The 18,536-nt window shown below is 58.6% G+C and carries 17 protein-coding genes; 13 read left to right on the top strand and 4 right to left on the bottom strand.

Annotated elements, in window-relative coordinates; all coding sequences use genetic code 11:
• Positions 1 to 73 precede the first annotated feature (73 nt).
• Positions 74 to 667: a GNAT family N-acetyltransferase gene (locus KIO76_RS23870; protein WP_291976104.1), complete on the bottom strand. Its 594-nt coding sequence runs from the start codon at positions 665 to 667 to the stop codon at positions 74 to 76.
• A gap of 622 nt (positions 668 to 1,289) precedes the next feature.
• On the opposite strand from KIO76_RS23870, the gene KIO76_RS23865 reads away from it, so the two are divergent.
• The 5 genes from KIO76_RS23865 to KIO76_RS23845 all read left to right on the top strand — a co-directional run bounded on the left by KIO76_RS23865 (position 1,290) and on the right by KIO76_RS23845 (position 8,017).
• Positions 1,290 to 3,689 (top strand): AI-2E family transporter, encoded by a 2,400-nt coding sequence (locus KIO76_RS23865; RefSeq protein WP_213326075.1) that lies wholly within the window; start codon positions 1,290 to 1,292, stop codon positions 3,687 to 3,689.
• Between the two features lie 1,146 nt (positions 3,690 to 4,835).
• Positions 4,836 to 5,459: a substrate binding domain-containing protein gene (locus tag KIO76_RS23860; protein ID WP_213326074.1), complete on the top strand. Its 624-nt coding sequence runs from the start codon at positions 4,836 to 4,838 to the stop codon at positions 5,457 to 5,459.
• A 552-nt stretch (positions 5,460 to 6,011) separates the two neighbouring features.
• The gene (locus tag KIO76_RS23855) at positions 6,012 to 7,157 is read left to right on the top strand and encodes an isobutyryl-CoA dehydrogenase (protein ID WP_213326073.1); all 1,146 of its coding nucleotides are present in this window, start codon (positions 6,012 to 6,014) and stop codon (positions 7,155 to 7,157) included.
• A complete protein-coding gene (locus KIO76_RS31815; protein WP_249730015.1) occupies positions 7,048 to 7,707 on the top strand; it encodes an enoyl-CoA hydratase/isomerase family protein in 660 nt (219 codons plus the stop codon). Before KIO76_RS23855 ends, KIO76_RS31815 begins: the two co-directional genes overlap by 110 nt.
• Before the next feature lie 10 nt (positions 7,708 to 7,717).
• Positions 7,718 to 8,017 carry a hypothetical protein gene (locus tag KIO76_RS23845; protein ID WP_213326072.1) on the top strand — a complete coding sequence of 100 codons (300 nt, stop codon included), beginning with the start codon at positions 7,718 to 7,720 and terminating at the stop codon, positions 8,015 to 8,017.
• Positions 8,018 to 8,239: 222 nt separating this feature from the next.
• Here KIO76_RS23845 and hutC read toward each other — a convergent pair whose 3' ends face one another.
• Positions 8,240 to 9,013: a histidine utilization transcriptional repressor HutC gene (hutC, locus tag KIO76_RS23840; protein WP_213326071.1), complete on the bottom strand. Its 774-nt coding sequence runs from the start codon at positions 9,011 to 9,013 to the stop codon at positions 8,240 to 8,242.
• Between the two features lie 749 nt (positions 9,014 to 9,762).
• On the opposite strand from hutC, the gene KIO76_RS23835 reads away from it, so the two are divergent.
• From KIO76_RS23835 to KIO76_RS23800, 8 genes are all read left to right on the top strand, one after another.
• A complete protein-coding gene (locus KIO76_RS23835) occupies positions 9,763 to 10,218 on the top strand; it encodes a hypothetical protein (RefSeq protein WP_213326070.1) in 456 nt (151 codons plus the stop codon).
• 4 nt (positions 10,219 to 10,222) lie between these two features.
• A complete protein-coding gene (locus tag KIO76_RS23830; RefSeq protein ID WP_213326069.1) occupies positions 10,223 to 10,816 on the top strand; it encodes a cucumopine synthase-related protein in 594 nt (197 codons plus the stop codon).
• Between the two features lie 632 nt (positions 10,817 to 11,448).
• Complete coding sequence (locus KIO76_RS23825) at positions 11,449 to 12,561, top strand: extracellular solute-binding protein (protein ID WP_213326068.1); 1,113 nt, start codon at positions 11,449 to 11,451, stop codon at positions 12,559 to 12,561.
• Positions 12,561 to 13,634 carry an ABC transporter ATP-binding protein gene (locus KIO76_RS31670; protein WP_213326067.1) on the top strand — a complete coding sequence of 358 codons (1,074 nt, stop codon included), beginning with the start codon at positions 12,561 to 12,563 and terminating at the stop codon, positions 13,632 to 13,634. Before KIO76_RS23825 ends, KIO76_RS31670 begins: the two co-directional genes overlap by 1 nt.
• A complete protein-coding gene (locus KIO76_RS23815; RefSeq protein WP_213326066.1) occupies positions 13,600 to 14,514 on the top strand; it encodes an ABC transporter permease in 915 nt (304 codons plus the stop codon). Before KIO76_RS31670 ends, KIO76_RS23815 begins: the two co-directional genes overlap by 35 nt.
• Positions 14,515 to 14,642: 128 nt before the next feature.
• Entirely contained in the window at positions 14,643 to 15,362 is a 720-nt protein-coding gene (locus tag KIO76_RS23810; RefSeq protein ID WP_291976679.1) for an ABC transporter permease, read from the top strand.
• Positions 15,363 to 15,470: 108 nt separating this feature from the next.
• Positions 15,471 to 15,995 carry a hypothetical protein gene (locus KIO76_RS23805; protein WP_213326064.1) on the top strand — a complete coding sequence of 175 codons (525 nt, stop codon included), beginning with the start codon at positions 15,471 to 15,473 and terminating at the stop codon, positions 15,993 to 15,995.
• Between the two features lie 14 nt (positions 15,996 to 16,009).
• Positions 16,010 to 16,216 carry a hypothetical protein gene (locus KIO76_RS23800; RefSeq protein WP_213326063.1) on the top strand — a complete coding sequence of 69 codons (207 nt, stop codon included), beginning with the start codon at positions 16,010 to 16,012 and terminating at the stop codon, positions 16,214 to 16,216.
• A gap of 721 nt (positions 16,217 to 16,937) precedes the next feature.
• Here the strand turns inward: KIO76_RS23800 and KIO76_RS23795 are convergent.
• Together KIO76_RS23795 and KIO76_RS23790 are read right to left on the bottom strand one after the other, a co-directional pair.
• The gene (locus tag KIO76_RS23795; protein ID WP_213326062.1) at positions 16,938 to 17,180 is read right to left on the bottom strand and encodes a hypothetical protein; all 243 of its coding nucleotides are present in this window, start codon (positions 17,178 to 17,180) and stop codon (positions 16,938 to 16,940) included.
• Positions 17,181 to 17,425: 245 nt separating this feature from the next.
• Positions 17,426 to 18,454, bottom strand: a complete 1,029-nt coding sequence (locus KIO76_RS23790) for a LacI family DNA-binding transcriptional regulator (RefSeq protein WP_213326061.1) — start codon at positions 18,452 to 18,454, stop codon at positions 17,426 to 17,428.
• Positions 18,455 to 18,536 lie beyond the last annotated feature (82 nt).

The raw sequence follows: 18,536 nt of genomic DNA, 5'->3' as shown, positions 1-18,536 counted from the left end.
GTGACGAGTGCGCCACCTTCTGGCGGATCTTTTCTCGAATTCTCGCCTCGCGACGCTCTTTGACCCGTTGGAGTTATCCGATTTTCCGAGATCTTCGCAGCATCGGGACAAGCGTCGGCGAAGAACCGACCTGAATAGCGCCAATCGGTTCGAAGCCGTGCCGCTGATAGAATGGTATGTTGCGGGGGTTCGAGGATTCCAAATAGGCTGGCGCGTGATCGCGGTCGCACTGCGCGAGTGCGTACGCCATCAAGGCATCGCCGTGACCTTCGCCTTGATGCGCCGGGTCGACGCCGATCAAGGGCAGATACCAATGCGGTTCGGTTGGATGGTACGTGGCCATCTGCTCGAATATGGCAGCAGTCTCAGCGGCGAGAGCAGGTTCAACCGTGCTCTCGACGATGGCGCCAAGCTCCTCCTCCTCGGGATGCACCCCGGGGGGCAACCACAATGCGGTCCCGCCGCGACCGTCAGTGCAGAACGCGCTTCGGTTAGAGAAAGCCTTGCTCCCAAGTGCGCGGGCTAGTCGCGGCATAGCCGCAACGTATTGGTGTGCGTCCGGCCAAGTCCACCGCGCCATAGGGTCCGCTGCAAACGCCAGCACGATGATTTCGACCGCTAGATCGTCATCGGCCGCGGTCATCACTCTTACCGCTGGCGGTTTCACACTGCCCTCCAAGCGACGCAGGTGACTCGGTGGCGCGCACGCCCACGTGAGGCTGTCGGATCGTTACTGTTTAGCATGAATAGTCAGCCGCATAGTACTGCTTTATGTCTACTGCCGCTCCTCCCCGATACAGACGTCGCTGACGATCTTTGAGGATGAGGCAACCTTCGCCCGGGCGCTGCGCCGTTCGTTCGAGCGCCGCAACTATGAAGTGCATCTGTGCGACGGGCTGGCAGGAAGGCGGTCAATCCTAGCGGGCGGCTCAGCCGGCTATGCGGCTGTAGGCGGTAGAGGAGACATGGGGGCGTCCAATCAGTCCACTACCCAGTGACCGGCGTGGACGGTACCGCGGGGGCATGCCGCTAAGAGTGGCAACCTCGCAGCGCTGATTGCCGCTCCGCGTCAAGACACTCGACACTCGTCCAACGAGGTGTCGCGTGGCCTAGCAAAGCCCCGAGAGGCCCTCGATGATGCAGTAAACGCCTTCGACGAGGTGAAGGTCGCCCCGGACCTGACAAGAAGGAGGCACAATGTCAGTACCGCTGCGCTTAACCTCACGGGACAGAAGCACGAGGGGAACTTGCTAGAAGCTTTCGCGTTAATCGCGGAGGGGCGAAACAACATGTCGGGAGTGTCCACCGCGCCAGGATCTACATCACCCCGGGGGCAGAGGCGAGATTCGACGCCCTCCAGCGAACTCGATCTCCGGAATGTGTCGGCTGGCTTGGTGGCGGCCGCCGTCGTCGTCGCTGCCCTCTACTATGGTCGCGACCTCCTGATTCCAATCGCAACTGCCTTCCTGATTACCTTCGCGCTGAACCCGGCGGTTACGTGGCTGGTGCGACGCGGCCTGCCAAGGCTGCTCGCCACAAGCTTGGTCATGGCAATCGTCCTGTGCACCCTGACAGGACTAGGCATCATTCTCGGTGCACAGGTCCGTTCCATCGCGGTCGAACTGCCGGCTTATCAATCGACGATCCTGAAGAAGCTGTCGGATCTGCGGGAGAGCCTCAAAGCGCCTGGGTTGCTCGATGGCGTGCTGAAAACTGTCGAACGCGTGCAGAAGGAGGTCGAGGCGAAGGATGACAAGCCCGCCGACGGCCCCCCTCCAGAGCGCGTCGAAGTGGTCCCCACGCCCGAAACGCCGTTTGAACAGGCATCTACTTGGCTTTTGCGGTCATTGGAGCCGCTCGCTACCGCCGGCATCATCTTCATCTTCGTCTTTCTGGCACTGCTTGATATCAGCGACCTCCGCGACCGATTCCTGCGCTTGCTGGGTGGCAACTTCCATCGTTCAACCGATGCTATCGAGGAGGCCGGTGCGCGCATCAGCAAATATCTGCTGATGCAATTGCTCGTAAACGTCAGTTACGGTGTGCCGCTCGCTCTCGGCCTCTGGGTCATTGGTGTGCCAGGCGCTTTGTTGTGGGGCGCCGTGGCCGCGGCCATGCGCTTTGTCCCCTATATCGGCCCACTGCTTGCTGCGGTCTTTCCCATCGCTCTCGCCTTTGCAGTCGACAGTGGCTGGAGCATGCTGCTGTGGACTGTCGCGCTGATTGTCGTCCTCGAACTGGTAAGTAACAATATTGTCGAGCCGCTCCTCTACGGCACCAGCACTGGCCTATCGGCTATCTCGCTGATCGCCGCGGCGATGTTCTGGACGGCACTGTGGGGGCCCGTGGGACTGATCCTATCCACCCCTCTCACGGTCTGTCTCCTGGTCCTCGGACGCAATCTGCCTCAGTTACAATTCCTCGACACCATGCTGGGCTCTGCGCCCGCGCTGGATGTTCCCACCCGCATCTATCAACGACTGATCGCAGATGACGCCGACGAAGCTATCGAGATTGCGAACAGCGAGATCGAAAAGTCTTCGCTCGTTTCATTCTACGACGCAGCAGGCATTGAGGTCCTTCGGCTGGCAAGCCAAGAACATCTCCGCAATGCAAGCGCGGAGCATCGTTTGCGTCTGGCAAACGGACTGGATCGATTGCTCGACGATCTGAGAGATCAATACCCCTCCTCCCTCAGCCCGGAGGCAAGACCGGCGGTCCTGTGCATTGGAGGAAAATGGGAGATCGATGCCGTCGCGGGCGAGATGCTGGCCCATGCGCTCGCCATTGAAGGGATCGCCGCCGACTTCCACCCCCCTGCCAGCATGAATGCTGACTATCTCGCCAAGCTTGATCTGAAAGGTGCGGATGTCGTCTGTCTCAGCTACTTCACTTCGCGTCCGAACACCCCTGCGCGCCACGCCTGCCGGCGTCTGCGGCGGCGATGGCCCGATCTGCGCATCGTTCTGGCGCTGTGGAACGCGCCGCCAGAGCTCTTGACGGACGAGTCCGTTGAAGCGCTCAGAGCCGATGCAGTCGTGACGTCGGTGCAGGAGGCGGTTCTCCGTATCCACCGTATTGTCAATCCGGAAGAAGCAAAGGCCGCCCAGGAGGCTGCGCTACCTCACAACGACGCCGAGCGCGTGGATGCGCTGGAAGCGACCGGAGTGCTGGAGGGCGAGAAGCGCGAAGCGCTGGATGCGTTGGCTAAGCGCGTCGCCGACATTTTCAACACACGCCTTGCCGTGATCTCCACGATCGACAAGGACCGCGAATATTTCGTCGGACAAAGTGGGAGATTCCCGAATGCCGTCACCGACGATGCCGGGACGCTGCTACCGATGGACCGCGAACATGCGATCTGCAACTATGTTGTCGGCGACGATGAGTCTCTGGTGGTTCCGGATATCCAGCGTGACCCGCGTTTTGCCGATAATGAGGCGATTAAGCAGTGGGATGTGCGCTTTTACGCCGGCGCGCCGCTGCGCGTGTCCGATGGTCTGATCGTGGGAGCGCTGTGCATTCTCGATTCCGAACCCCGTACGCTCGAGGACCACGAGATCGCATTGCTAGAAACCATGGCCGCCGATGTCGCAGCCGTCATAACGCCGAGTGAAGCGGACGAAGTCCGGGTGACACCCCCATCTGCAGCGTCATCCGCAACGGTGGGACAGCAGGTGCCCAAGTAAGTTGGGCAGCGCCGATCCGCCTTAACGAAGAGTCGCCTGACTAACGGCTGGGCTGGCGCGGCAGCCGCAATGTGTGCGAAGCTCGCTTCACCACTCCTTTGCTCACTCGTTGCCTCAGGTGCTGTTTACCACGTGCGGGACATTCAGGGTTCACTTCGGCGATCCTGCAAGGGCTCTATCCTCGTGTCAAACCCGGCCTTCACTGGGCTCTTGGGCAGGAAAGCCTCGAGCCGCTGGCGAGGCAGAAGAGACTGTGAAAGATATTGCCCCCAGATGGCGTTATGGTCGGGCAGCGCGTTCGAAATCATCCCGATGAGACATCCATTATTGATTGACGATAAGACGCAACGACCCATACCGCATGTCTAATCGGCATCTCAGCTGAGTCACAATGTATTTCACCACAAATACACTTAAAGCAATTATAGGTCAGATCTCTCTTGCGCAACTGTCCGCCGATTTATTCCAGCTAAAGCGCCGCGGGATAGCCCAGATCTCGGCCGGCGGTCGGAACGAGCCGAGGACATATAGATGATCGGAAAGGCGGACCAGAACACCACAACAGCGAGAAGGGCCCGGGTCGCCTTCCGGATCGGCAGGCACGGACCGGATGCGCATCGCGAAACAATCGAATTCCTATTGGCCGCTTTCGGATTTCAGATGTACCCGCTTGATTGCGCGTCCGAACAAATGTCATGGATGGCCGTCGTTCAGACTCGATGGATGATGTCATGGAGCGCGCGTCACCCTTGGCCTGGAATCAGTGAGCTGGATATCGCTTAGCGGCGGAGAAGAGTCGCAAGGATCGGTCAATTGAGTACTATCATTCTAGATGGTAACAGCCCGACGATCGAAGATGTCGTGCAGATTGCCCGTAAAGAACGAAGGTCGCGATCGCAGATCCCGCGCCACCAGATCGTGCGCGTGCGGGCCTACATCGAGGGAAACCGGCTGACTGCCCCCCCCCCCCCCCCCAAACTATGGTTTCAATACAGGCGTCGGCAAGCTTAAGGACTTTCCCATCAGCCAGGCTGGCAACGACAAGTTCCAGCGCAACATTGTTCTTTCCCACTTCTCCGCCACTTCGGAACAAAACCGGGAGCGCCGATGTCCCGATTCCCCTCCGCCTGACGGCAGGCGATTGTTGTGCTGCTCGACCAACGGCTGTTCGTGCTGGATTCCGAGCGTTACGATGCGTTCATGCACGCGCTTCGCGTGAAACTGTGGTTAAGCGAAGAGCCACGCGAAGTTATTGAGAACAAGATCGACGTGGCGATACGCCTTGGCAACCTCGACGGGCCATTACTGTCAGTCCGAAAGCTAGCGGCAGGCAACCCGCGGATACTCTTTGCGTCCCCGGAATACCTGGCGCATCAGCCACCTATCCGGGAGCCGGAGGATCTACTTCACCATAATTGTCTGACGTGGCCTCTCGACGGGCGCTTCGAAAATGGCAGCGCAATCTGGAAGGTTAGGACCAACGGAGTTGTTCGGGAGCTGCGAGTCAGCGGCAGTTTTCAAGCGAACAGCAATGATATGATCCGACGGGCTGCCTTGGCCGGACTTGGCGTCGGGCTATTGCCGGAATGGACATGCGATGAAGACATCAGGGCAGGCCGCCTCGTCGCAATCCTGCGGGGCCTTGAAATAACGCCGACAACTTTCGACCATAACATCTATGCCGTCTTCCAGCGTTCGGTCTATATGCCTTTGAAAGTAAGATTGCTGATTGACCATCTGGTGGCATACGGGCGCACTCTGAAGATCTGACGGTTTGGTACCAGCACTGAATGATCTTTGGCTAGAACTGGACATAGAATCCGCCCTTCTTCTCATTAGGGGCGGATTCATTCCGCTTGATCCCAAGAATACTTACCTGCGCTGCTGGGGCGCGTTATCCAGTCGTCAGGCAGGACAGGTTGATTGGGAATGCGTGCTCGATCCCCTACCGGTGGACGATGATCATAATCGGGCCGGCTATAGGATTTGTGAACGATAGTGTCTTCGCCTTGGCCAAGCGTCGAAGGCGTCGGAAGAGTTAGGCTCTACCTCTGGTCTCCGGCGTGTATTGCGGAAATGCCGCGCTTTTCAATTGCCAACACGTGGGCCGGTTCAGCTGGAAGTGGCGCGCGGTGGAGTTCGTGTCACTGGCTCTCAAGCGCGGATGCGGCTTGCGCGCATTCACAGCTTGTCCCTTGTTGTGCAAACTTGCATCATGGTTGTGAAAAATAGCAGCATTTGCTCCTGAAAATGCGAAAACGTCGCGGCAAAGGGGGATCGCGGCGCTTCCGCCTGCGCCAGCGTTCTAATGGGAGGCACTGGATGGATTTCGGACTGAACGAGGAGCAGGCGGCGATCGGCGCAATGGCGGCCCGCTTCGCCAAAGAGCAATTGGCTCCCCATGCACTCGAGTGGGACGAACGCAAACATTTTCCAATAGAGATCCTGCGCCAGGCTGCGGAACTCGGCTTTGCTGGCATATACGTGCGCGACGACGTCGGTGGATCTGGTCTCACGCGGCTGGAAGCTGCTGTCATCTTCGAGGCGCTCGCCAGGGGCTGTCCGACGATTGCCGCCTATATCTCCATCCACAACATGTGCGCCTGGATGATCGACGCTCACGGGGACGAGGACCAGCGTCAGCGCTTCCTGCCGGGGCTTACGTCGATGGCGACGCTCGCGAGTTATTGTCTCACGGAGCCCGGCGCCGGCTCGGATGCGTCCGCGTTGAGAACACGTGCGGTGCGGGAAGGTGACCACTACGTGCTGGACGGCCAGAAGCAGTTCATTTCAGGGGCTGGTGTCAGCGATATCTATGTGGTGATGGCCCGCACGGGTGGGGAAGGACCGCGCGGCATCTCGGCGCTCGTTGTGCCCGGCGACACGCCGGGACTGTCCTTCGGCACCAACGAACGGAAGATGGGCTGGAACGCCCAGCCCACCCGCACTGTCGTGTTCGAAGGGGTGCGGGTGCCGGTCGCCAACCGGCTTGGCGCGGAAGGCGACGGCTTTCGCATCGCCATGGCGGGGCTTGACGGAGGCCGCCTCAATATTGCTGCCTCCTCCCTTGGCGGTGCCCAGGCGGCGTTGGACAAGACGCTTCTCTACTTGCGCGAGCGCCACGCTTTCGGCCAGGCACTTGCCGAATTCCAGGCGCTGCAGTTTCGCGTGGCCGGCATGGCGACCGAGCTGGAAGTGGCCCGCACCTTCCTCTGGCGCGCCGCATCGGCGCTCGATGCCAAGTCGCCCGACGCGACAACGCTCTGCGCCATGGCGAAGCGTTTCGTTACCGATGCCGCTTTCGAGGTCGCCAACCAGGCGCTTCAACTGCATGGTGGCTATGGCTATCTCGCCGAGTATGGCATCGAGAAAATCGTGCGTGACCTGCGAGTACACCAGATTCTTGAGGGAACGAACGAGATCATGCAGATCATCATTGCCCGCTCTGTTCTTGGTGGACGCTCATGACCGGCAGTCAATCCGCGCCGTCCAAAGTCATTGTCGAGCGACAGGGGACGTTGGGCCGCATCCGACACAACCGACCGAAGACCGTGAACAGCCTGACCTTGCCCATGGTGCGCAGGATCAGGCGGCGCTCGACGATTTCGAGGCGGATCCAGCTGTTGGTGCCGTGCTTGATACCGGCGAGGGAGAACGTGGCGTTTGTGCCGGGGGTGACATCCGCGCCCTTCAGAGAGCGTGCGCAACGGCGACGACTGTGCCGCCACGCGTTCTAGCGGGAGGAATACCGCCTCGATGCGCGCATCTCCCACTTCCCGAAACCTTACGTCGGGCTTATGGACGGCATCCCCAGAGCGGCGGTGTCGGGATCTCGGCCCATGGAGTGCACCGCATCGTTGCCGAAAGCACGCGTGTCGCGATGCCGGAAACCGGGATCGGCTTCGTGCCAGATATCGGCGGCACGTGGCTGCTGTCACGGCCGGTGAATGAGGTGGGCACCTATCTGGCGCTGACCGGCGAGGCTGCGGCGCGTCGGGCGCGATTCTCGCAGGACTGACCGATTTTTCATGCCCTCCGAGGAGTATCCCCGCCCTGTCCGCGCGGAGCTACCGGCCGGCGCAGGCCCGGCCGCGGTCGGTGCCGTCGTCGCGGACTTCGGGCGCAGCATTGCGGCGACGCAATTGCAAGACAATGTCGCTGTCGTCACACGCGCGATGGGAGCCGACCTGCAAGCGATCCTCGCAGCCTTTACCCAGCATGGCTCGTCCTTTGCCATGGCCCCCTACAAGACGATCACCGAAAAATCCTCGACGAGCCTTGCGCTGACGCCTCGGCGGCTGCGGCTCGGGCGCGCCGCCCATCGCTGAAGATCCGCCTGGAGCGAGAATTCGCGGCCGCTGTCACCGAGACGCGGGAGCCCAATTTCTACGAGCGCGTGCGGGCGGCGGTCATCTCAATCCGCTCCATCGCGGGCTCCCTTACGCCGGCTTCCGAACCCGTGTCACGCGCAGCGCGTAAGGCCGGCCATCGCTGCTATCACACATCCCGCCCCCGATCGCTAAAGATCGTGATCGACCATTTGAATGGGCCTAAGCGGGAGATCCAGATGATGTGGGAGTGAATTGCACGACAAATCGATGGCGATCGCCGGGGTATATGAAGCGCGCAAAGGTGATGAGATCGCCGGCTCGCCAGGTTCGGCGTGCGATCGAGATACAGGCGGTCCCGCGTGGCACACGAAGCTGCTTGGCGATCGCGTTATCTGCCGAAATAGCACGAACGGAATGCTCACCTTTTGTCCACGTAGCGTTATTGACAAGCCACGAACCGGGTGAGGACATCTCGAAGCCTTCTCGCTCGGCTTCGGGAACCGCCATTAGATTGATCCGGCGTGTCTCGAGAGCGTACGGCAGGCTATCGGCATAATGGACCATGTCCAAAAGAAGTATCTTCGTGCCGACTGGCGCTCCGACCTGAACCGCCTCAACCGGGTCGCCTATAGAACTGATCGTGCGGTTCAAGACTGTGCAGCTATATGCTCGGTCGATCGAGAGGATCTCGGAACGGATATCCTGCATCGCGAGCAGTGGCTCTTGGGAGCGTGGAGGAGCGACATACGAACCGCTTCCTCTCCGCCGCACGATTAAACCGGCAGACGACAGGCTGGAAATCGCCTTGTTCGCTGTCATGCGCGAGCAGTCGTACATTGTAGCCAACTCGCTCTCAGATGGCACCCGATACCCTTCTCTCCAGTCGCCCGACATAATCTTGCGTTCGATGTCATGGCGGATCTGCTGATAGATCGGGAGCGCTTCGTCGTCGCCATCATCAGCTATGTCGTTCTGAGACCCAATGCCTGACATGCGAAACTAACTCCAATCACCATTCGTGCGTCTGCAGCAAAGAACCTAGCACCGGCGCCTTCTGTCGAGTGTACCCATTGGGCCACGTTGCATGACTATCTTCGCAACTCCCCACGCTTGCCCTCGGTGACCATCCCTCAGTTTCGCCCCAACCGGGTATCAGCTCCGTTTGACGACGAGGAGAGCTATGAAACGCACCGGCTACAACTCGATGGCCGCCAAAGTAGCACTAATTCCCTATCCGTAACAGGACCACGAGATTAAACCTATATACAACTTTGTCGCGCGACCACACGGCGGCCGGGCCCTTCCCCAGACGATAACCCTATGCGCCACCGTGCTCAGTCGCAAGGTTGGCACGCAACGCGCCGAGCGAGCGAAGCTCTTAAGAGCTAAGGTTACAATCGCACCGTCGCAGAGACGGGGGCGAAACCCAGAACATCGATTCAGCAAAAAACATGCACTCCGCAAAAAGTGGACAAAATGCCCCTTCCCTTCGTTCATAAGTTGTGTATACATCTAGTGCCTAGGAAATGATTGTTCCTTTCCTGTCTGCGAGCGGTCGTGACACTCGCATGAAATGAACCACTTTTCTGTGGCGGTTCCAGCTATGGCCGCGCGGACCGAACTGTTAAATGTACATACTATTCGCATCCGAAGGTCCGGGCGCAGGAATATGGTTGTCTCCCGGGGAGACCGACTATGCAGACCCACCACTGACACCTGGCTGCACCACAAGGAAATAAGAAATGCCGAAGGAGCTTGTACTTAAATTTGAGGGCTTTCCTGAGGAGGCTGTAGTGGCCCTGCTTGAGGATGAAGAGCCAAAATGCTCACAGCTTCTGTGGGAGGAGGTCAAGGAACCCCTCAAAGTATGGTGTTCCCACACGACCTCCACTGGAGACTACATCTTGGCGAGAGGTCGGCCTGAGCGGGAGCCGCAGCCGACCGGCACGCAAGCCTCGCCGTTAGGCAGCAAGACTAAGCATCTTTCAAACCTCGGCCAGGGCTCAATCGTTTACGCCGGCAACAAGTTTATCGCAATAAACTATGGACCCGACAACACCGAACCAGTCTCCGCGCCCGGCCCTATCGTTGCGCGAGCGAAAGATCTCGACGTGCTTTATCGCGCCGGGCGCCATGTTTGGAAGCAACATAAAAACGCGAAGCTCGTCACTATTATGATTTCCAGAAGGGGAGCGTAATACGATGTCAATTCACTGGCGGGTTGTAAAGGACGAGATCGAAGCTGACCTCGACCGGATCATGTGGGAAGAGCCGCTTGAGGTAAAGATGTCGCGCTTGGGTGTATTCCCGAGTGGCGCGGGCACAGACGGACAGAATTTAGGTAATCTCTTCTTCCTAACTGGCGATATGCAAGCCATCGGATGGTGGACCGCAGGTCCCGCGATGAAGCAAGCCATTGACGATCCCGATATTCCCCTGGAGCACTGCAAGCGCTTTTGGATATACATGAGCCGGCATATGTACCAGCTTATGGGAGATGTCTCAGAGCCCAACTGTCCAGCGCCATGGCTCAATCTGGGCAAACTGTCCGACTTGGGGGAAAAAGTTATTGCTTCGTTCGAAAGCATCGACACAAAGCAGGATCTCGACAGTCTCCTTTGGAGCTGGTTTAATTACACCCAACGACTTTATCGCTGGTTCTTTCTCGTATTTCCGTGGCATCTCGGCGATCAGCTCCCCCTCAGGAGTCGGCGTGAGGTCGAAAATCTTGTTCGGGAAGGAGAGCTGCCAGCATCGGTACTCGAACAGCCCGCGAACTGGAAGGTGCCGAGCTAGACGTGCCTTTGCGGCGCGCGGTCCGGGCAATCAACATTGCCCGGACATACTACTCTGACTCGGCCGGTCGTAGATGTTGGACCCATATCCCGCGCTGGCGTTTTTTCGTCTTACAGTGGCGCGCAGCTTTGATGAGATCTGAAGGCTGACAATGGAAGTCGGCCGGATGGTCTGGGCTGCGCACGCGGCCGCGGGGCAGCCGTTGACCATAGGCTGGCCTGCAACCGCTCAAACAAACGGCTTGCCCGGTCTGATGGCCACGCGGACGAATATCGCCAAGGGCTCCGCCCATCTTGGCGAAAGCCTGGTCGATGCGCCTGACCGATGCCAGCCGGCCCCACGACACGGCGGCGATGTGAGTGACGTCACTCCCGAGCCGCGCCACAGGCTCAATTAACGGCTGCGCACCGGCCAACGTGACAAGATCACGATCTCCCGGTCAAGAGACTGCTTGCCCCCAATGGCTCGGCAGCGTTGGGAATTGCAATTCATCGCGAACGTTATTCGACTCGCGATTCGCACTTGCAGGCTCCAGAGATCTCGTGCAAGATGTATAGACGTTTACAACGTCGACAGTAGATCGGCGATAACGAAAGCTGAATAGACAACGCCAGCATGGTCTATCGATCAAGGTGCCGGAGCGTTTTGCGCGCCCCATTGGCATTCTATTTCAGCGCCGCTTAACAGCAATGCTCATCATGCTTCAGAGGGGAGTTGCGATGATTAAGATGTGCAGGCGCCTATTGTTCGGCGCTTTGACCGTGTTCACCACGGTACTTGCCCTGGATATGGCAGTGGCTCAGCAAACAGAACTGGTGATTAATAGCTTTGGCGGCGCTTATGATCAGGCGCTAGCCGAAAGTTTGTCGTCTTTTGAAGCGGAAAACGATGTAAAGGTTCGACTGGTACCAGCAGAAGGTGCTGATACAATCGTCAAAGTACGGAACAAGGAAGTCGATATACTGATCTCTGATCCATTATTTGCGCTCCGCCTGGAGAGCGAGGGAGCTTTTAGCAAGCTCAATCCTGATTTGGTGACGAACTTGAAGGATCTTTACCCCCAGGCGAGATACTCCGACTTCACGGTGGCGGCCAACTTCGGTGGCTATATAATAGCCTATAGTCCTGACCGCGTTTCTGACGCACCACAGTCATGGTTTGATCTAGCCAGACCGGAATTTGCCGGCCGCCTAGCTCTGCGGAACTTCCGGCCCGAGTCCATAGATCTCATCACGTTATTCGCCAAGCTCGCGGGTGGTGATGAGCGTAATCCTGACGCTGGTTTTCGGCAAATGGCCAAAATTGCCGAGAATGTGCATGCCTGGGTCAATAGCCATGCTGAGGTTCTACAGCTTTACCGGAATGGCGAGATTGACGCGAGCATTTGGACCGATGGTCGCATCGCATGGGCCAATGATACGGAAAAGGTCAAAGTCGTCGGAGCCGTGCCGAAGGAGGGCTTCTTCCCACTGTCTTCGACAATGAGCATTGTTGCTGGCCGCCCCAACGGCGAGCTCATTCAGAAGCTAGTGAACCATCTGTTGTCCCCGCGGTCCGGCATTATTATGGCAACCAGGCTTGGATACTTTCCAACAAACTCGAGAGCTGAACTTCCAAAAGAAGTTGCCGCCAAATTAGTGATAAATAGGGAAAATATTGCTCGGCTTCAGACCGCTGACTGGAAGTACATTGTCACGGTTTACGACGAATGGCAGCGTCGTTGGGATCGGGAAGTGGTGCGGTGATGAGCAACGGGATCGACATAGAGCTCGCCGGTTGCTCGAAGTCCTATGGAGCCATTTGCGTCCTCGACGATGTGTCTCTCAAGGTAAAAACCGGTGAATTTGTCACGGTTCTCGGGCCGTCAGGTTGCGGCAAGACGACCACGCTTCGCGTCATCGGTGGATTTGTTACCCCCGATGTCGGCGAGGTAACGATACGGGGGCGGCGCGTTACAGACCTGCCGCCCTATCTGCGCAATATCGGAGTCGTCTTTCAAAATTACGCTCTCTGGCCGCACATGACGGCATTTGAGAATATCGCATTCGGGCTGCGGCTCCGGAAGCTCGGCAAAGAGGACATATCATCCCGTGTGAGTCGAGCGCTCGGCATGGTACGTCTTGAAGGGCTCGAGCATCGTTATCCGCGGGAATTATCCGGCGGACAGCAGCAGCGGGTTGCCATGGCCCGAGCTCTCGCCATAGATCCTGAGGTCATCATTCTTGACGAGCCGCTCAGCAATCTTGATCGAAGCTTGCGCGAAGAGATGAGGCTCGAGTTAAAGCGATTACAGCGCTCGCTGGGCGTTACGATGCTATTCGTAACTCACGACCAGGAAGAGGCCTTGTCGATGTCTGACCTCGTCGTGGTGATGCACGGCGGACGTATTCAGCAGATGGCGGATCCGCGCACGGTATATCAGCGGCCAGCCACGGCGTTCGTCGCGAGTTTTCTAGGCGATGCGAATTTTCTTCCCGGCCGGATCGAGATGGTTGAGCAGGAGATGGCGCGCGTCGCATTGGACGCGGGACTCACCACAGTTGCATCATGCAACGGTCCCGTGCGTGTGGGCGATGTTGTCCGCATCGCTGCAAGGCCGGAATGGTTGTCAATTCATCGCAAAACAACGACTGGCGGGATTAAAGCACAGGTGCGCGAAGTTATCTTTGAAGGCGCCTCTATTCGTTACGGTATAGGTGTTCCCGGGTCAGACGAGAACCTGATTTTTATACAGGAGTTGGCTGCCGCCAATGGGTTCCATCCCGGCGATGAGGTCTCGTTCAATGTCAATAACGCTGTTATCGTCTCAGAAAGCTGAGTTGGCAGCACCGGAAAAAGTGGTGCCATGGCGCCTCCTTTCCTTCGGGGTCGTGGCTGCACCTCTTCTTTTCGTGCTGGTATTCTTTTTCGGACCCATGATCTGGTTGGTGCTCACAAGCCTATCGACTTACCAGATCGGGTCGGTGCCACAACTCACGTTCACGATCCAAAATTATGTCGACTACCTCGGGGACCCTTTCTATCTCGTCACCAGCCTATGGACGACTGTGCGCCTTGCGCTGATCTCCACATTGTTCGCCCTTGGGATCGGCTACGTCATCGCTTACTATATAGCTGAGCTGCCAGCGAACAGACGCGGGTTTTTAACCGGCCTGGTCGTGGTGTCGCTCGCAGTCAATATCATCATCCGCATCTTCGGATTGAATGTCCTTCTAATGAATAACGGCCTGCTTAATCCCAGTCTGCTCTGGCTAGGTGTGGTCGATCGGCCGTTACGTATAATGTACACGGAGACGGGTGTGCTGATCGGGCTTGTGCAGATCGCCGTGCCGTATGTGGTCCTGCCGCTCATCGGTGTGCTCGCCGCGATAGATCCAGCTCTCAAAGAAGCGGCGGCCAGCGTTGGTGCCAGCCCGATGCGTACTTTTTGGAACGTCACCTTCCCACTGTCTATCCCAGGCATAATCGCCGGCTCGCTTATCGTTTTTACATTGAATGCTGCGGCGTTTGCCATCCCGGCTATGATGGGTGGGGGGCGCGTGCGCATGATGGGAATGTTGGCCTACCAGCAGGCGTCAATCAACGGCAACTTTCCATTCGCTGCCACAGTGGGAATTTGTCTGTTTGCGATGAGCTTAATCATCACCGTTGTTTACCTGTATGTCGTCAACCACAAATTCAAGGCACTCAGATCGTGATTTCCGCGGCCCAACCCACGATTCTACCGCCAGGCAGGCGCAGAAGACACACTCACGCGTTACTGCCGAGTGGACTAGGGATAGCGACTTCGTTTGCATTTCTATTTGTGTTGGCCCCTTTGATTGTCGTGATTGGTGCTGCGCTAAACGCCGACGAGATGGCGTTTCCGCCACGCACCGTTACGTTGCGGTGGTTCGTCGAGGCTCTCCAGGACCACAACTTCAAGCTAGGGGCTTCCGTGAGCTTCGCGCTCGCTGTGGGCTCTGCGACATCTGCTACGCTCTTCGCTCTGCCGATCTCGCTCGCTCTCAGGAGGGCTAATCCTAATGTTGCCAGGATGCTAAGCTTAGCGTTTTTGGGCCCGCTCCTCGTCCCCACTATCATCTTCGCTTTGGCACTCTATCAGACGATAATGCTGCTGTTTGGAGCGACCAGTTTGATCAGCTTGTTTATTGGTCATGTACTCATCACAATGCCCTTTCCACTGCGCACAATCGCCGCCGTAACCGAGGGTCTCGATCCGGCGTTAGAAGATGCGGCAAGCAGCGTCGGGGCGGGGCCGCTTCATACCTTCGTTCATGTAACATTACCGCTCATCAAGCCAGGTATTTTGGCGGGGTTTCTCTTTGCCATCATAACGTCCTGGAATGATTTTTCGATATCCATCTTTCTATCTCCCGCCGAATTCAAGCCGCTCCCGGTCCAGATCTATGAATATCTTCTTTATCAGTACCGGCCAGTGATCGCTGCAGTCTCGGTATGGACGATGGTCGGGTCGGTCATCGTGATATACCTAATTGACAAACTAGTCGGTCTGAATGTCTTCGTCGGTCAGCGCTCCAGCTAGGCTCAGGACCGATTGATTGAGGCATTCATCTGAAGGCTCATCGCACGGCGGTCGGGCGCGCGGCCGACAACACAACGCGCGTGCCAGCTCGCCAACACGGCGCGCTGCGTGCTTGAACTCGAGACGGAGATCGCCCGTTCGCAGGAGTTTATCGGCGAGGCTGCCGGCATTGCCGAGGCGCTTGGTTTGGAGCTCTGCGAACTGCATTGGGCGCGGGGGCTCCCGAAACGATGGGATGGCCGCGAGGACGAAGCCTGGTCTTCGCTGTCGCGTGCGCTCGCTCTCGCGCGACGGGACCAAGATCGCTGGCGCGAATACAAGCGCCTGACTGGCTTGCTATGCTTTGAACAGGAGATGGGCAGGTACGCGGACATGCAGGCCCGCTGTGAGGAGCTACGCACGGTGGCGGTTCGGCTGAAGGAGGATGAGACACCGTTCGTCGAGACGCTACAGGCGCTTGCCATGTTGGCCTCGGCCGAGCATTCCGACAACGCGGTGTTGGCGAAAGCGCTAGCTCGGCTCCGAGCGGTCGATGACAAGTCTTACCTCGCTTACGCGCTCAATCGTGCCGCGGGGCTCTATCGACAGACGATCGCGCTGAGGAAGCCCGGCACTGCGCCGCTGAGGCTCTGACGATCGCCTCAATTATGCGTAAACGGAACGAGATTGCCATTGCACAGGCAATCCTCACGGCACTCGGCTCAGAAGCCACCGCTCAAGATGCTGACTTCTTCGACCCCGCTGCATGCGGTCCTGACGATCTCAGCGCCTGGGCGCGATCGGCGCTGTGCGGAGTTCCGGAACTGCCGCCCGCGCTTCCCACGGCGGCGCCCGCGCCCAAGGTGGAGATATGAAGGCCGGAACGGAATAGGAGATAAACCATTCCACGTGTCATCGTCGCGCGGAGCTTCGAGGCGCGTTCACTCAAGAGGACCTCAATGCGGTCGAGGTTCGCATGGCACCCTGCCTCGACCTCTACAATGTGCGTTGGATTACTGGTCTGCTGACCATTTGCGCATGATCTGCGAATACGAGGCGGCCGACGTGGGCAGTGTCTGCAATATCCAACGGGAAGCCGGCGCCAAGTTCGAGCGAGCCTGGGCCGCCGACGTGATCGAGTGGTAATGAGGCGTGTTATGAGCATTTTCTAGATCGCCCCCTGTTGGCCCTAAACAGGCCTAGCGACACCTAGCGCTGACCCTTTGGAGGAGTTCGCCTTCAGTGTCTCGCTGCCAAGGGCGATTGTTTGGATCTTTCTCGTATCTGCCATGGTGATCGACCTGTTCCCCGGAGGAATGACGTGCGGCCCTTGGAGGCATGCTCGGCTTTGCGTGAGACCACTACCGCCCCGACATCGGCGAGCCTCTTGATGCCGACCGCGTTCAGCGCCCGAACAAACCGGTCAATATCGGTTCCCTTACCCCCGTGAATACTATGCCCGTACCCGCCTCATCACTCTCAAACCTAATACGCTCAAGTCTCAGGAGACCCCCTGGAGGCACGCCGGATCTTTAGTATTGTAGGTTGTGCCACGCATGCGCTTCTGCCCGATGTCGTCTTTCGGCGGAGGTTGCCTCAGCGCCTCCAGCGTGAGACGGCGCTGCTGACGTCCGTTGAGGATCGCTCGCTCACGTCCAGCGATAACTGCGAAAGCGGCGTCGTTCTGATGAGGTACGAAGCAGCGATCCTCTCATGCGCCGCCAGTACGGCAATTGTAGCGAACTCGCCCGAGTCCAGCATCCGCTTCCAGCGGAAGGCGGCCAGTGCCTTGATCAGCGTGTTGTCCGTCTCGCGGTGCTCGGGCGCGTCCGTCGGCACGGGATCGCCTTGCGCCCGCCGCGCTTCACGATGCGGAACCGGAGACTCTATCGGTCCAGTGCCGTATCCGACGCATCTTGGGGCATGACGTAGGGAAATCGCATTTTCCCGACGATGTTAGACTATGAAGCCGTAGAAGATTGTGTGCTCCCTTCAGCTTTATGAAGGCGCCCCTTGATTGCTGGGCTGGCGCTGGAACCTGTGCACGGCCGTGATCATGCAAAATCAGCTATTGCCGTGCCTGGTCAGAAGGTCTGCCTGATCTGCAGGCTGAAGCCGACATCGACGATCTTGCTGGTGGGCGGCTCGCCTGCGAGCACCTGCTCGATCAGCTTGCCGGCCTGCCGGCCCATGGCAAGCCGCGGAATGCGCACCGTGCTGAGCGGCGGAACGCATTGGGAGGAGGCATCATGGTCGTCGAAACCGGCGATGGCGATGGTATCCGGCACCTTGATGCCGCGGCGCTGCAGCTCATAGAGCGCACCGAGCGCGATGATATCGTTCGAGCAGCACAAGGCATCGATCGGATACCCCTGCGCCAGCAGTTGGGCCACACCTGCAGCGCCCCCGCGATAACTGAACTCCACCTCAGCCGTCAGCTGATCATCGCAGGCGATGCCACGCTCCGCGAGCGCCGCGCGGTAGCCGTTGTACCGATCGCGGCTGCGCTCGTTCTGGGCGGAACCGTCGTGCAGGAGATAGCCGACATGGCGACGGCCGGCATCGATCATGGCCAATGTCAGCTGCTTCTGCGCGTCCGTATTGGAGAAACCGACAACCATGTCGATCGGCCGATGGCTGAGGTTGCCAACCTCGACGACGGGGATGCCTGCAGCGCCAAGCATGGCCCGCGTCCGGTCAGTATGCGTCAGGCCTGTCAATATGATGGCGTCTGGCCGGCGAGAGAGAAAGGCGTGGACAACATCCTCCTCTTCCTCCGGCCGGAAATCGCTGGTCGCAAGCATCAGCTGGAAACCCTGCGGCCGCAGGACTTCCGACGCGCCACGCACGACATCGGCGATGAAGGAATGCTCGACGCTCGGAACCACGCAGGCAACAAGGCGCGACCGTTCGGACTTCAGGCTCGAGGCGACGAGGTTCGGCACATAGCCGGTTGAGGCGATCGCCCTCTCGACCTTCAGGCGCGTCGGCTCTGCCACGCGATGGGGCTCGCGGATCACCCGCGAGACAGTCGACAGTGAAACGCCCGTCAGACGCGCGACATCCTCCATCTTGCGCCGGCCGTCGGCGCTCGTCCTCACTCGCTTGTCCATCCCGGTCGTGTATCCCTCGCGGCTGCCTTGCCTGGTTATCTCGTGAAGCGCATTGACCCTGTACGATGACAACGTTAGCATT

Origin of the sequence: Chelatococcus sp. YT9 (assembly GCF_018398315.1) — a bacterium.
In the GTDB taxonomy this organism is placed as follows: Bacteria; Pseudomonadota; Alphaproteobacteria; order Rhizobiales; family Beijerinckiaceae; genus Chelatococcus.
This window is presented reverse-complemented; position numbering and strand designations above follow the sequence as displayed.

Excerpts from the sequence above, each read along its gene's own strand:
- KIO76_RS23865 (WP_213326075.1), top strand. The coding sequence starts at position 1,290 with ATGTCGGGAGTGTCCACCGCGCCAGGATCTACATCACCCCGGGGGCAG.
- KIO76_RS31670 (WP_213326067.1), top strand. The coding sequence starts at position 12,561 with ATGAGCAACGGGATCGACATAGAGCTCGCCGGTTGCTCGAAGTCCTAT.
- KIO76_RS23835 (WP_213326070.1), top strand. The coding sequence starts at position 9,763 with ATGCCGAAGGAGCTTGTACTTAAATTTGAGGGCTTTCCTGAGGAGGCT.
- hutC (WP_213326071.1), bottom strand. The coding sequence starts at position 9,013 with ATGTCAGGCATTGGGTCTCAGAACGACATAGCTGATGATGGCGACGAC.
- KIO76_RS23845 (WP_213326072.1), top strand. The coding sequence starts at position 7,718 with ATGCCCTCCGAGGAGTATCCCCGCCCTGTCCGCGCGGAGCTACCGGCC.
- KIO76_RS31815 (WP_249730015.1), top strand. The coding sequence starts at position 7,048 with ATGGCATCGAGAAAATCGTGCGTGACCTGCGAGTACACCAGATTCTTG.
- KIO76_RS23790 (WP_213326061.1), bottom strand. The coding sequence starts at position 18,454 with ATGGACAAGCGAGTGAGGACGAGCGCCGACGGCCGGCGCAAGATGGAG.
- KIO76_RS23855 (WP_213326073.1), top strand. The coding sequence starts at position 6,012 with ATGGATTTCGGACTGAACGAGGAGCAGGCGGCGATCGGCGCAATGGCG.
- KIO76_RS23800 (WP_213326063.1), top strand. The coding sequence starts at position 16,010 with ATGCGTAAACGGAACGAGATTGCCATTGCACAGGCAATCCTCACGGCA.
- KIO76_RS23830 (WP_213326069.1), top strand. The coding sequence starts at position 10,223 with ATGTCAATTCACTGGCGGGTTGTAAAGGACGAGATCGAAGCTGACCTC.
- KIO76_RS23815 (WP_213326066.1), top strand. The coding sequence starts at position 13,600 with ATGTCAATAACGCTGTTATCGTCTCAGAAAGCTGAGTTGGCAGCACCG.